This is a genomic window from Mycolicibacterium sp. lyk4-40-TYG-92 (assembly GCF_030209435.1).
In the GTDB taxonomy this organism is placed as follows: domain Bacteria; phylum Actinomycetota; class Actinomycetes; order Mycobacteriales; family Mycobacteriaceae; genus Mycobacterium.
Genome location: NZ_JARVRX010000007.1, coordinates 1 through 13,685 on the forward strand (window position 1 = coordinate 1; position 13,685 = coordinate 13,685).

Annotated in this window: 11 protein-coding genes and 2 tRNA genes; 4 read left to right on the forward strand and 9 right to left on the reverse strand. The window is 67.5% G+C overall.

The genetic code is table 11. The annotated features are described in order from the left end of the window. The 3 genes from QRN63_RS12280 to leuC form a co-directional block, all read right to left on the reverse strand. On the reverse strand, window positions 1–559 hold a 559-nt coding region (locus tag QRN63_RS12280), incomplete at its 3' end, for an HU family DNA-binding protein (RefSeq protein ID WP_285031000.1). 248 nt (window positions 560–807) lie between these two features. Beyond that, entirely contained in the window at window positions 808–1,401 is a 594-nt protein-coding gene (gene leuD, locus QRN63_RS12285) for a 3-isopropylmalate dehydratase small subunit (RefSeq protein ID WP_064860460.1), read from the reverse strand. A 12-nt stretch (window positions 1,402–1,413) separates the two neighbouring features. Beyond that, entirely contained in the window at window positions 1,414–2,838 is a 1,425-nt protein-coding gene (leuC, locus tag QRN63_RS12290; RefSeq protein WP_285031002.1) for a 3-isopropylmalate dehydratase large subunit, read from the reverse strand. A gap of 74 nt (window positions 2,839–2,912) precedes the next feature. On the opposite strand from leuC, the gene QRN63_RS12295 reads away from it, so the two are divergent. The 3 genes from QRN63_RS12295 (at window position 2,913) to QRN63_RS12305 (ending at window position 6,277) form a co-directional block, all read left to right on the forward strand. Further along, entirely contained in the window at window positions 2,913–3,614 is a 702-nt protein-coding gene (locus tag QRN63_RS12295) for an IclR family transcriptional regulator (RefSeq protein WP_267316889.1), read from the forward strand. Between the two features lie 124 nt (window positions 3,615–3,738). After that, entirely contained in the window at window positions 3,739–5,052 is a 1,314-nt protein-coding gene (locus tag QRN63_RS12300) for a DUF1800 domain-containing protein (RefSeq protein WP_323848806.1), read from the forward strand. 10 nt (window positions 5,053–5,062) lie between these two features. Then, window positions 5,063–6,277, forward strand: a complete 1,215-nt coding sequence (locus QRN63_RS12305) for a DUF1501 domain-containing protein (RefSeq protein WP_285031003.1) — start codon at window positions 5,063–5,065, stop codon at window positions 6,275–6,277. A gap of 53 nt (window positions 6,278–6,330) precedes the next feature. Here the strand turns inward: QRN63_RS12305 and QRN63_RS12310 are convergent. The 5 genes from QRN63_RS12310 to QRN63_RS12330 form a co-directional block, all read right to left on the reverse strand. Continuing rightward, window positions 6,331–6,403: transfer RNA gene (locus tag QRN63_RS12310), tRNA-Glu, on the reverse strand. A 60-nt stretch (window positions 6,404–6,463) separates the two neighbouring features. Next, a tRNA-Gln gene (locus QRN63_RS12315) sits at window positions 6,464–6,535 on the reverse strand. 128 nt (window positions 6,536–6,663) lie between these two features. Beyond that, a complete protein-coding gene (gene gltX, locus QRN63_RS12320; protein ID WP_285031007.1) occupies window positions 6,664–8,121 on the reverse strand; it encodes a glutamate--tRNA ligase in 1,458 nt (485 codons plus the stop codon). 1 nt (window position 8,122) lies between these two features. Then, window positions 8,123–8,905 carry a fumarylacetoacetate hydrolase family protein gene (locus QRN63_RS12325; protein WP_285031008.1) on the reverse strand — a complete coding sequence of 261 codons (783 nt, stop codon included), beginning with the start codon at window positions 8,903–8,905 and terminating at the stop codon, window positions 8,123–8,125. 26 nt (window positions 8,906–8,931) lie between these two features. After that, window positions 8,932–10,122 carry an alpha/beta hydrolase family protein gene (locus QRN63_RS12330; RefSeq protein ID WP_502888122.1) on the reverse strand — a complete coding sequence of 397 codons (1,191 nt, stop codon included), beginning with the start codon at window positions 10,120–10,122 and terminating at the stop codon, window positions 8,932–8,934. Between the two features lie 75 nt (window positions 10,123–10,197). On the opposite strand from QRN63_RS12330, the gene QRN63_RS12335 reads away from it, so the two are divergent. After that, on the forward strand, window positions 10,198–11,412 hold the full coding sequence (locus QRN63_RS12335) for an MFS transporter (RefSeq protein ID WP_285031009.1): 1,215 nt from the start codon (window positions 10,198–10,200) through the stop codon (window positions 11,410–11,412). A gap of 132 nt (window positions 11,413–11,544) precedes the next feature. Here the strand turns inward: QRN63_RS12335 and QRN63_RS12340 are convergent, their stop codons facing one another. After that, window positions 11,545–13,680, reverse strand: coding sequence for a hypothetical protein (locus QRN63_RS12340; RefSeq protein WP_285031010.1), 2,136 nt, complete (start codon window positions 13,678–13,680; stop codon window positions 11,545–11,547). Between the last annotated feature and the right edge of the window lie 5 nt (window positions 13,681–13,685).

The window sequence follows — 13,685 nt, forward strand, 5'->3', positions numbered from 1 at the left end:
TCTTGGCCGGAGCCGCAGCCTTCTTCGCCGGTGCAGCCTTCTTGGCCGGAGCCGCGGCCTTCTTGGCCGGAGCCGCAGCCTTCTTCGCCGGTGCAGCCTTCTTGGCCGGAGCCGCAGCCTTCTTGGCCGGAGCCGCAGCCTTCTTGGCCGGAGCCTTGGTGGCGGCAGCCTTCTTGGCGGGAGCGGCCTTCTTGGCGGGAGCGGCCTTCTTGGCAGCGCCGCGCTTGGCCGGAGCTGCGGTGGCGCCGCGCTTCACGGCGGGGCCGTCAGCCGAAAGACGCTGCTGGCCAGCAACAACGGCCTTGAACTGAGCGCCCGGACGGAAAGCCGGAACCGACGTCGGCTTCACCTTGACGGTCTCGCCGGTGCGCGGGTTGCGCGCGACGCGGGCGGCGCGGCGACGCTGCTCGAAGACGCCGAAGCCGGTGATCGTGACGCTCTCACCCTTGTGCACGGCGCGCACGATGGTGTCCACGATGTGCTCGACGGCCGCAGTGGCCTGACGACGATCGGTGCCCAACTTCTCTGTCAGGGCATCGATGAGTTCTGCTTTGTTCATCCAAAACCTCCGATTTCAGTGGCCCTGGGTGGACCGACTAATGCACACGGTAAACCCAGTACCCGCCGATTTCCAAGAGCCACGCCCGGTTTCGGGCATAGCTATGACGAAATTCGGCAATCCGGTTGGCCCACTTGGGAGGTGGTTGAGAGGTTTCGAAACCTGGTTGCGGGGGCAGGGATTCGAGCTGCGCCCGAGTGCCGAAATTGCTCCGCAGGCCCGCTGACGGGACCTGCGAAGCCCCTTCCTCAGGCCGGCAGAGTGCGCGGTTTGTAGCTCGGCCGGCGCTGCTCAAAGGCCTCGATCTCGTCGCGTTTCCGCAGCGTAAGGCCTATATCGTCAAGACCTTCGAGCAGCCGCCATGCGGTGTAATCGTCAATCTTGAAGGGCAGCACGACCGTTCCCGCGGTCAAATTCCGATCTTGAAGATTCACAGTGATTTCCAGCCCCGGATTCTGCTCGATGAGCTTCCAGAGGAGCTCGACATCGTCCTGCGCCACCTCCGCGGCGAGCAATCCGGCCTTGCCAGAATTTCCCCGAAAAATATCTGCGAAACGCGACGAGATGACGACCCGGAATCCGTAATCCATCAAGGCCCACACCGCGTGCTCGCGCGACGAGCCGGTGCCGAAATCAGGGCCGGCCACCAGAACCGAGCCCCGGTCGAACGGCGGCAGGTTGAGGATGAACGACGGATCGGTGCGCCAGCCGGCGAACAGTCCGTCCTCGAAACCCGTTCGGGTGACCCGCTTCAGGTACACCGCCGGGATGATCTGGTCGGTGTCGACATTCGACCGGCGCAGCGGAACGCCGATTCCGGTGTGGGTGTGGAAAGCCTCCATTGCAGTGCGCTCCTAGCTCAGATCAGCGGGTGAGGACAGGGTTCCGCGCACCGCGGTGGCAGCGGCGACAGCGGGAGACACCAGGTGGGTGCGGCCGCCCTTGCCTTGGCGGCCTTCGAAATTCCGGTTGGATGTCGAGGCGCTGCGCTCCCCCGGAGCCAGCTGATCGGGGTTCATGCCCAGACACATCGAGCAGCCGGCCTGCCGCCATTCGGCGCCTGCGGCCGTGAAAACCTCTCCCAGACCCTCGGATTCGGCCTGTGCGCGCACCGCCATGGACCCGGGAACCACCAGCATCCGCACGCCGTCGGCGACCTTGCGGCCACGCAGCACGTCGGCCACCACCCGCAGATCTTCGATCCGGCCGTTGGTGCAGGAACCGACGAACACGGTGTCCACGGCGATATCCCGCATGGGCGTATTGGCCCGAAGGTCCATGTAGGCCAACGCCTTTTCGGCGGCCAACCGGTCGCCCTCATCGAACATCTGTTCTGGGTCCGGCACATTCGCGGACAGCGGCACGCCCTGTCCGGGGTTGGTGCCCCACGTGACGAACGGGCTCAGGGCGGCCGCGTCGATGTGCACCTCGGTGTCGAATTCGGCACCCTCGTCAGTACGTAACGCCGTCCACGCCGCCACAGCCGCGTCCCAATCCGCCCCTTGCGGCGCATGCGGACGGCCCTTGAGGAACTCGAACGTCGTCTCGTCGGGCGCCACCATGCCAGCCCGGGCACCCGCTTCGATGCTCATGTTGCAGATCGTCATGCGACCTTCCATCGACAGCGATTCGATGGCGCTGCCGCGGTATTCGATGACGTGGCCCTGACCGCCGCCGGTACCGATCTTGGCGATCACCGCGAGGATGATGTCCTTGGCACTGACGCCCGGCGGCAGTTCGCCGTCGACATTGATCGCCATGGTCTTGAACGGCTTGAGCGGCAACGTCTGGGTCGCCAGCACATGCTCGACCTCGGACGTGCCGATGCCCATCGCGATCGCGCCGAAGGCACCGTGCGTCGAGGTGTGACTGTCACCGCACACCACCGTCATGCCGGGCTGGGTCAGACCCAGCTGCGGTCCGATGATGTGCACGATGCCCTGTTGCGCGTCGCCCATCGGGTGGAGGCGGATGCCGAATTCCGCACAGTTGCGCCGCAGCGTCTCGACCTGGGTGCGCGACACGGGATCCGCGATCGGCTTGTCGATGTCGATGGTGGGGACGTTGTGGTCCTCGGTCGCGATGGTGAGGTCGGGGCGATGCACGGGACGACCGGCCAGACGCAGACCGTCGAATGCCTGCGGGCTGGTGACCTCATGCACCAGATGCAGATCTATATAGATGAGATCGGGTTCGCGGGCCGCGCCCTCGCCGGCACCCTCGACCACCACATGGTCCGCCCAGACCTTCTCCGCCATGGTGCGTGGCTTGTTCGTCATGACTGTGCAGTTCCTTCCGCGAGACCCGGGAGCCTGACCTACCGTCTCACAATGCGAGACGCTAGTATCTCCCTGTGAGACAGGATAGCGGCATCGGCGTCCTCGACAAAGCGGTGGGTGTGCTGCATTCAGTGGCCGAGTCACCGTGTGGACTGGCCGAACTGTGCGCCCGCACCGGGCTGCCCCGGGCGACCGCCCACCGACTGGCCGCGGGCCTCGAAGTCCACCGACTTCTGGCGCGCGACAACGAAGGACGGTGGCGGCTCGGCCCGGCACTGACCGAGCTGGCCGGACAGGTCAACGATCCGCTGCTGAGCGCGGCGGGCGCGGTGCTCCCCCGGCTGCGCGAGATCACCGGCGAGAGCGTGCAGCTGTACCGCCGGGAAGGCATGGCCCGGGTGTGCGTCATGGCCCTCGAACCACCGTCGGGCCTGCGCGACACCGTACCGGTCGGCAGCCGTCTGCCGATGACCGCCGGCTCCGGCGCCAAAGTGCTGCTGGCCTACAGCGATCCCGCGACCCAGCAGGCGGTGCTGCCGACGGCGAAGTTCACCGACCGGGTCCTGGCCGAGGTCCGCCGGCGCGGCTGGGCGCAGAGCGCCGCCGAACGTGAACCAGGCGTGGCGAGCGTCTCGGCTCCGGTGCGGGACAACCGCGGCGCGGTGATCGCGGCCGTCTCGGTCTCGGGACCGATCGACCGGATGGGCCGGCGCCCCGGCGTCCGCTGGGCGAGCGATCTGCTGGCCGCGGCCGAAGCGCTCACCCGCCGGCTCTGACCGAACCAGCAAACCCTTTGAATCCGCTGCATACTGTGACGACGGCGGCGCCGATCACCTAAGTTCCTAAGTGGCCCCGGCAGCGCCGGCGGGGACGTACCGCTGCAGGAAAGTAGGTTTCATCGTGTCGCAGCCACCACAGTGGCTGGCAACCGCACGGATGCTGCGCCGCACGGGCTTCGGAACCACCGGAGCCCAGGTCGACGCTGTGGTCAAGCAGGACTGGGCGGCGTATCTCGACTGGGCGCTTAGCCTCGATCCGAACGCCGACCCGGGTGCCGTCGCGACCCCGATGCCGAAATCCGCCATCCCGCAGTACCCGCCGTCGGGCGCCTCGGCCACCGAGATCGCCGCATTCGGCCAGGAACTCGTGGCACGTATGCAGGAACTGTCGGGCTGGTGGTTGCGCCGTATGGCCGCGGTGCAGCAGCCCATCCACGAGAAGCTGACGTTGTTGTGGCACAACCACTTTGCCACGTCGGCGGAGAAGGTCAACGCCGCGCAGCTGATGGGTGAGCAGAACGAGAAGCTGCGCACCCTCAAACTCGGCGACTTCGGCAGTCTCGCGTGGGCCATGCTGACGGACGGCGCGATGCTGCACTGGCTGGACGGCGACGTGAACACCGCCGCGGCGCCCAACGAGAACCTGTCCCGGGAGTTCATGGAGCTCTTCACGATGGGACATGCCAACGGCTACACAGAGATCGACGTGAAGGAGGGCGCCAAGACCCTCACCGGACGGCATCTGCGGCCCGACGGCAGCACCGCCGTCTACGCCGAACATCACGACGAGTCCGTCAAGACCGTGCTCGGTGTCACCGGCAACCTCACCGATACCGACTTCTGCAACATCGTCCTGCGCCAGCCCGCGTCCGCCGCGTTCGTCGCCGGAACCCTCTGGCGCCTATTGGCTTCGGATCAGCCGGCCGCCCCCGACACCATCAGCCGTCTGGTCGCCGCCTATGGCCAGAACCGGGATCTCAAGGCGCTCACCAAGGCCGTCGTGCTCGATCCCGAATTCACCAAGGCCGCCGGCACTGTCGTCAGCACCCCGGTGGAATGGCTGATGGGCATCGTCCGATCGCTCGCGGTTCCCCTCGACGACGAACACGTCCTCGCCGACCTCGACCAGGTACTCCGGGTGATGGGTCAGCGCCCCTTCTATCCGCCCGACGTCGGCGGCTGGCCGCGCGGGCAACTCTGGTTGTCGACCAACAGCGCGGCCGCCCGGGTGTGGGCCGCGAACCGGCTGCTGGCGCTCAGCGACATCAGCGCCGTCGAGAAGATGGCCTCGAGCGAGCGGATCGACGGCGTCGGTTACCTGTTCGGCATCGGCGCCTGGTCGGATCGCTCGGCGGCCGCGCTCAAACCGTTGGTCTCCGATCCACACCGGCTGGTGGCAGCGGCCGTCATCACCCCCGAGTACGTGACGTCCTGAAGAGATCCCGATGCCCGAGTTCAATCGCCGCAAGTTCCTGATCGCCAGCGCCGGGGCCGGCGCCGCCGGTCTGCTCGGCGGTGTCGCCGCGGTGACCCTGCCGGACCTGCTCCGTGAAAGTCAGGACCGCCCGCTGCAGACCAACCAGGGCATCCTGGTGATCGTCACGCTCTACGGCGGCAACGACGGCCTCAACACTGTTATCCCCTACGCGGACAACGCCTATCACGATGCCCGCCCCGAACTCGCCTACAGGCCCGAGGAAGTGCTGCATCTCGACGCGGCATTCGGGCTCAATCCCGCGCTCACCGGTATGTCGAAGCTGTGGCAGTCCGACAAGCTCGCCATCGTGCGCGGTGTCGGCTACCCGAAGCCTGACCGCAGCCACTTCCGCTCCATGGACATCTGGCAGACCGCCAACCCCGTCGACGCGGTCACCAGCGGCTGGATCGGCCGCTGGCTCGACACCACCGGCGACGATCCGATCCGGGCCGTCAACATCGGTACGGTGCTGCCACCCTTGGCGGTCGGCCAAAAGCACGTCGCAGCATCGCTTTCGGACTTCGTGCCGGCCATCCCGGCCGATGTCGCGCGTACCTTGGCCGCGCTCAGCGCCGACGACCCGACCGACACCACCGCAATGAGCCAGGTGTGCGAGTCGTACCGGGCCAACCACTCCACCAACAGCCGCTTCGCGCCCGTGATCAACGGCCGGCTGCAGACCATCGGCCAGGCCGACAACCAATTGGCCAACGACCTCGAACTGGTGGCGCGCTGCATCCGCGCCGGGGTACCCACGCAGGTGTACATGACACAGCTGCTGGGCTTCGATACGCACGCCGACGAGCGTGCCCCGCAGCAGGCGTTGCTCAAGACTCTCGACGACGCCCTGACGCCGTTCTTCCACAAGCTCCAGGGCACGCCGTACGGCCGCAACGTGGTGGTGCTGATGTACTCCGAATTCGGGCGGCGGGTCGCTGCCAACGCTTCGCAGGGCACCGACCACGGCACGTCGGGCCCGGTGTTCGTCGCGGGCACGCCCGTCAAGGGCGGGTTCTACGGCGACGTACCGAGCCTGACCGATCTCACCGACGGCGACCTGAAGACGACGGTCGACTTCCGTGACGTTTATCACGAACTGCTGTCGCGTACCCTCGGCGCGGATCCGGAACCGTCGGTGGGCCGCGGACGGCGGGACATCGGATTCCTCGCCGGCGGCAGGTAACACCCCGAGAAAGACAAAACGCCGGACCTGTTGTCAGGTCCGGCGTTCGTACGTACCCCCGATGGGATTCGAACCCACGCTACCGCCGTGAGAGGGCGGCGTCCTAGGCCGCTAGACGACGGGGGCTAGAACTTCCGGTGCGATAGCTTAGCTCAGTTGCGCTGGCTGACCTAATCGCTCCGGCAGCTGGGGTACCAGGACTCGAACCTAGAATGGCTGAACCAGAATCAGCTGTGTTGCCAATTACACCATACCCCACTTGATGCCCATAACCGCAGGTCACGGGCATCTTCGGACCGGGAAACCTCAGCGGATGTTCGCCGCTTCTGCTTTCCGGGCCGACGAGCAGACTACCAAACAGTTGGCCCTGTCTTTAAATCGCCCGCTCACAGCCCGTTTCGGGCCGCTTGCAACCGCGCCAGACTGCGCTCACGCCCGAGTAGTTCCATCGATTCGAACAGCGGCGGGCTGACGGCCGCGCCGGTCACCGCGACGCGGATGGGACCGAACGCCTTGCGCGGCTTGAGTTCCAGGCCGTCGAGCAGCGCCGCTTTGAGCGCGGCCTCGATGTTGGCGGTGTTCCACTCACCGACGCCCGCCAAGGCGCTCAGCGTGGCGTCCAGGACCTCCGCAGCCGCGGGCCCCAGTTCCTTCGCCGCCGACTTCTCGTCGACCACGTAGGCGTCGTCGTTGAAGAACTTGACGAGGTCCCACGCGTCGCCGAGCACGACGATGCGCGTCTGGATCAGTTCGGCCGCCGCGGCGAAACCCAAGGCGTCCAACGTGGCGTCGTGGCCGTGTGCGTCGAGGTACGACTTGAGCCGTGCGGCGAAGTCGTCCGGAGCCAACCGGCGGATGTGCTCGGCATTGATGGCGTCGGCCTTCTTCTGGTCGAATCGCGCCGGGTTCGAGTTGACGTCGGCAACGTCGAACGCGGCCACCATCTCGTCGAGGCTGAAGATGTCGTTGTCGTCGGCAATGCCCCAGCCCAGCAGCGCCAGGTAGTTCAGCAGGCCCTCGGGGATGAAACCGCGATCCCGGTGCAGGAACAGGTTGGACTGCGGGTCGCGTTTGGACAGCTTCTTATTGCCGTCACCGAGAACGCTTGGCAGGTGAGCGAATTGGGGCACCGCGTCAGCGACGCCGATCCGGATCAGCGCCTGGTACAGCGCGATCTGCCGCGGCGTCGAGGGCAGCAGATCCTCGCCGCGCAGCACGTGGGTGATCTTCATGAGCGCGTCGTCGACCGGATTGACCAAGGTGTACAACGGATCTCCGCTCGCGCGGGTGATCGCGAAGTCCGGCACCACGCCGGCGGCGAAGGTCGTCTCGCCACGCACCAGGTCGACCCACGTGATGTCCGCGTCCGGCATCTTGAGGCGCAGCACCGGCTTTCGGCCTTCGGCCTCGAACGCGGCCTTCTGCTCCGCCGTGAGGTCACGGTCGTAGTTGTCGTAACCCAGCTTGGGGTTGCGGCCCGCGGCGAGGTGCCGGGCCTCGACCTCTTCGGGCGTCGAGTAGGCCTCGTAAACCTCGCCCGCGGCAAGCAGTTTCGCGATCACCTCCCGGTAGAGGTCGCCGCGCTGCGACTGGCGGTACGGCTCGTAGGGGCCGCCGACCTCGGGACCCTCGTCCCAGTTCAGCCCGAGCCAGCGCAACGCGTCCAGGATGGCGTTGTAGCTCTCCTCGCTGTCGCGCGCGGCATCGGTGTCCTCGATGCGGAAGACGAAGTCGCCGCCGGTGTGCCGCGCGTACGCCCAGTTGAACAGAGCGGTGCGGACCAGGCCGACGTGCGGCGTGCCGGTCGGTGACGGACAGAAGCGAACCCTGACAGGTGTGGTCACGTTATTTCCCTTTACGCACAACAGGATTGGTGAGGGTGCCGATGCCGTCGACGGTGACGCTGACGGTATCGCCATCCTCGATGGGGCCGACGCCTTCGGGGGTTCCGGTGAGGATGATGTCGCCCGGCAGCAGCGTCATGACAGCCGACACCCATTCGATGATGGCGCCCACGTCGTGCAGCAGCAGCGCGGTGTTGCTGTCCTGCCGCTTCTCCCCGTTCACCTCGGTGCGGATGTCCAGATCGGCCGGGTCCACCGCGGTCTCGATCCACGGGCCGACCGGGCAGAACGTGTCGTGCCCCTTGGCCCGCATCCACTGGCCGTCCTTCTTCTGCTGATCGCGTGCCGAGACGTCGTTGGCGATCGTGTAGCCGAGGATGTAGTCCTTGGCCTTGGCGGCCGGGATGTCCTTGCCCGGACGTTCGATGACCACCGCCAGCTCACCCTCGTGGTGCACCGGGTTGGCGTCGGCGGGCAGCTGGATCGGGATGTTCGGTCCGATGATCGCGGTGTTGGGCTTGAGGAAGATCACCGGGTCCTCGGGCGGCTCGCTGCCCATCTCACGGGCGTGTGCCGCGTAGTTCTTGCCCATGCAGACCACCTTGCTCGCCAGGATCGGCGCCAGCAGCCGGACGTCGGCCAGCGGCCACGAGCGCCCGGTGAAGGTGGGGTTGCGGGACAGGTACTGCTCAGCGATTTCTTTGCAGACCGCATCGGAGTTCGGGTCGCCCTCGATCACCACAAAAGCGACGCCGTCTGGACTGGCAATTCGACCTAGGCGCATCCGCCCAGCCTAGTGAGGCCCGCTGGTCAGCCCGCGAACTGGGCTTGCAGGAACGGGGTGGAGTCCGCCATCGAGGTCAGCACGGTGCTGGAGTGGTCGTCTTCGGGGTAGACGTGCAGCGTCACGTCCTGGCCGTTGGCCTTGAGCTGATCGGCGAACTTCAGCGTCGACGACGGCGGCACATCACGGTCCTTGAGGCCCACCCCGAGGAAAATCGGCCGGTCGTAGCCGGCGACCGGCGTGCCCATGAAGTCGGCCAGCGCTCCGCGCATGTCAGGTAGCGAGGCCAGCGGCGCGGAGAAGAACTGCGGCGGCGTCGAGCCGGTCAGGGCGTCGCTCAGCGGGAACGTGCACAAGGTTTCGGCCTTGTCCGCGGCGGACAGGCCCGCTGGGGTGAGCACGCTGTTGACGTCCGGACGGAGCTCGCGGAATGCCGCCAGGATGTACGCGGTGTAGGCCGACGCGATGGATCCCAACTCGGGTGGCAGCACCATCTCGGGACCCGCGGTGATGACGACGTCATCGATGTTCGCCGGCGTGCCGGTGGCCACGACGCCCCGGTAGTCCAAGCCCGTCCCCTTGCTGAACTCGGTGGCCCACCGCGCGCTCGCCACCGCCGCCGCGCCACCCTGGGACTGCCCCACCAGCGCCCACTTCGGTGACAGCGGCAGGTCCAGGTGATGCGCGGCGATCACCGAATCGATGATGGCGTGCGCGGTGGCGACGCTGTTGAGGTAGCTCATGAGGCCCGGGGTGCCCAGACCCGTGTAGTCGGAGCCGACGACGACGTACCCCGCAGTCAGCCAGTGGCTCAGATATTTGTTGTCACGCGCGCTCCGCGGCTGCGCCGAGGGCGTGCAATCGTCGCCGAGGCCGACGGTGCCGTGCGCCCAGGCGATGACGGGCCATCCGCCCGGCGGGGCCTCGCCGGGCGGCACGAACACCGCGCCGCTACTGACCGCGGGCGAATTGTGTTGATCGGTGGTCGAATACAGGATTCGGTAGGCGCGTGCCGCAGCGGCGACCGACAGCTCGGGGTTCAGCGGGACGGACCGGATGAGACCGCCCGGCCGCGGCACCCGGTCGGCGAATGCCCGCGCATCCAGGCCCGACCAGTCCGGCGCAGCTGCCGCTGCCGTGGGTATCGGTGCCGTCACCAGCATCAAGCCGGCCGCGAAGACCGCCGTCAAACGTGAGAGGTTCGCCCGCAGAGCCATGCCCCGAACTCTAGGACCTCTCATATATTGAGAAACAGATTCATATCTTGAGAACCACGGTGGCACCATGAAGCCATGGCCACCAATGTCTCAGCCGTCCGCCGCTGGTCGATGCTGGTGATCGCGCTCGGTTCGACGATGTGCGCCAACGTCTTCATCAACGGCGCCGCCTTCCTGATCCCGACGCTGCACGGCGAACGCGGGCTGGACCTGTCACGCGCGGGCCTGGTCTCCGCCATGCCGAGCTTCGGCATGGTGCTGACGCTGATCGCCTGGGGCTGGGTCGTCGACCGGGTCGGTGAGCGGTTCGTGCTGACCGCGGGCTCGCTGTTGACCTCGGCCGCGGCCTTCGCCGCGGCCTGGGCCGACTCGCTGGTGGCGGTCGGGGCCTTCCTGCTGTTGGGCGGCATGGCGGCCGCGAGCTCCAATTCCGCCAGCGGCCGGTTGGTGGTCGGCTGGTTCCCACCCGAGCAACGTGGTCTGGTCATGGGTATCCGCCAGACGGCGCAGCCGTTGGGAGTTGGGCTGGGCGCCTTGGTGATTCCGCGACTGGCCGAATCGGCAGGGGTGTCCGCCGCGCTGTTGTTCCCCGCGATCGCCTGTCTGGTCGCCGCCGTGGTGACCGTCATCGGGGTCATCGATCCGCCCCGGCCGCACCGATCCGCCGCTCCCGCAGCCGATCTGGCCAATCCCTACCGCGGATCGTCGGTACTGGCACGCATCCATGCGGTGTCGGTACTGCTGGTCGTGCCGCAATGCCTGGTGTGGACGTTCTCGTTGGTGTGGCTGATGACAGCACACGGTTGGTCGGCCGGCGCGGCGGGCACCATGGTGACGGTGGCCCAATTATGCGGTGCCGCTGGGCGAATCGGCGCCGGCCGCTGGTCGGATCTGACCGGTTCGCGGCTGCATCCGGTACGGGTCATCGCCGTCCTGGCGGGTGCCACGATGGGCCTGCTGGCGCTGTGCGACTACCTGCACTGGCCGGTGGCGGTGTTCGTGATGGTGGTGGCGTCGGTGGTGACCGTGACCGATAACGGGTTGTCCTTCACCGCGATTGCCGAAATCGCCGGGCCGTTCTGGAGCGGGCGGGCGTTGGGTGTGCAGAACACGACGCAACTGCTGACGGCAGGCATCGTGCCGCCGGCATTCGGCGCCCTGATCGGAGTCTTCGGGTTCCCAGCGGCGTTCGCGGTGTGCGCACTGTTCCCCGTGCTGGCCGTGCCGCTGGTGCCAGTCGGGGCAGACCCGTTGCGCACCAAACCCGTTCCCACCCCAGTGCCGCGCTGACCGGTCGGCCCCGGCAACGCGGCGAGGCGTCGTCACGGCAGGGCTCTGGCCGCAAACATATCCGGAACGCGACATCGCCGTTGATATCACGTTCCGGGTACCGGCCCACCAGTCGAATCCGGCCGCGGAGGGTTACCCCGCCGGGCACATCGGCGGCGGGCACGTGGCACCCCGCGGTGCGGGCGCCGGGCGCGGTGCCGGCGCAGGAGGCGGCGCCTCATGCACTGGGGGCGGCGGGGCTTGATGCACCGGCGGCGGCGCCTCGTGCACCGGCGGCGGAGCCTGCCGGACCGGCTGCGGTGCCTCCTCCCGCGGCGCGGGAGCCGGGCGGACGGGCGCCTGCCGGATTGGGGCCGGGGCTTCGGGCGCCGGCGTGTCCGGCGCCGCCGCGTGCTTCGCCGGCGGCGCTGACACGGCTTGCTGCGGCTCTTGCTTCACCGGATTCGCCGGCGGCTCTGAAACCTGTTTCGGTGGAACCGGATTGGCTTCGTGCGGCTCCGCGTCCCGAATCGGCGGAGCCGCTTCCGGCGCCGACCGCGTCACGGTTTTCGGCTCGGCCGGCGGTGACGTTTTAGGCTCGGCCGGCGGTGCCACGGCATTCGGTGGCACGATCGCATCCGGTGTGCCTGCCTTCGGCCCCACCACCGTCGCACTCGGGGCAGCACTCGGGACAGGTCCCGGCACCCGGGCATCCCGCGCCGTGTTCGGCTTTTCCTGCGCCTGCGCCTGCGCCTGGGCCGGTGCGGGCGGCGGCACCGGGGCCAGCTTCGGCGCGGTGAACCCGGCCGGCACCTTCGACGGCGGTGGCGTCGGCACCGCTGCGGTCAATGCCGGTGGCGCCGCCGGTGTTCGATGATCGGCCACCGCAGCGGCGGAGTGCTGTCCCGACGTCGAAGGCGTTTGCGTCCCGGCACCGGTGGCGGTCGAATTCAGGTCTTTGGTGACATCCCGGGCCGACTTCTCCGAGAGATCTTTCAGCAGACGATCAGAGGTGCTCGTCGCTTTGTCATTCGAGATGAACTGTGCCAGTGAGACATTCAGATTCACCACCGGCGACGACACCCGGGCGTTCACGTCCGTGACCGAATGGGTGGCGCTGACCGCGGTGGTCGGCGGCGCCCAGTCACGATGACGTGGATCGTGCCAGTCCCGGTTCATGTTCCAGTTCTGGTACTGATTCGGGTTGAATCCGTGCGCCTGGTCCCACTGCGTGCGTTCGTACACCGGATCGTCGTGGCGGAACTTCCACTGGTAGTACTGCACGTAGGGGTGGTGGTCGTTGTACCAATCCTGGTTGCGCGCATCGCCGGGATGATCCCGGCGCTGGCCCCATTCATTGCAGCCGCCCCGATCCCAGCCGTCGCGGTCGTAGCCCGACCAGTTGTAGCCCGCCCAGTTGTAACCCCAGCGGTCGTAACCCCACCGGTCGTAGCCCCAGCGGTCGTAGCCCCAGCGGTTGAATCCGAGGAAGTCGTAGCCGTACTGGTTGTAGCCGCCGAGGTCGTAGTTGTACCAATCGTTGGAGTTGTAGCCGTAGAGCTGCCCCCAGGACGGGTCGTAGTAGCCGAGGTCCTGCAGATTCGGTGTCGCCGGTGGATCGACGGGTGGCGACCAGTCGGCCGCCGGGGCGGCGGGCACATCGGGTGGCGGCGGCACGAAAGTGTCGGACATCTGGTCGATGGGTGCTGCCGAACCCCCGCCCGAGTCCTGGTATCCCCATGTGGGCGCAGACGCGCTCATCAGGGCCACCTCGGGCGGCTGCGGCGCGCTGCCGGGGTCAGCGGCCTGAGGCTCAGCCGGCGGTGCGGGCAACGCGGGCAGCTGCTGTGCCGAATCGGGTGTGTACTGCAGAAGCTGTTGGGTCAGCTGCAAATAGAGGTTCTGCAGGCTGGTCCGCTGAGGTGAGGGCGACAGGAAGTCCAAACCCTGTTTGGCTTCGTTGAGTGACGTGCGAGCCGCCGTCAGTTGATCGGGCGTCGGCTGTTGCCCACTGCCCAGGATGTCCTGTGCCGCCTTCAGATCATCGACGACTGCGGTCAGCGCGACATCCTGCGCATGCCCGGGAAACACGGTCTTGTCGACGCCCCAGAGGGTGCCGCCCGGTGCTGCTTCGTACGACGCACCCAGCACACCCGCCACGAGCACCACCGCCACGCCGGCGGCCACGGCCGCCTTCCGCCGGCGGGTCCGTGGGATGAGCCTGCGCCACCGCGACGTGGGTGCAGGGGGCGGAACAACGTGAATGGGCGGGGAACTGAAAGTCGTCATGTCGA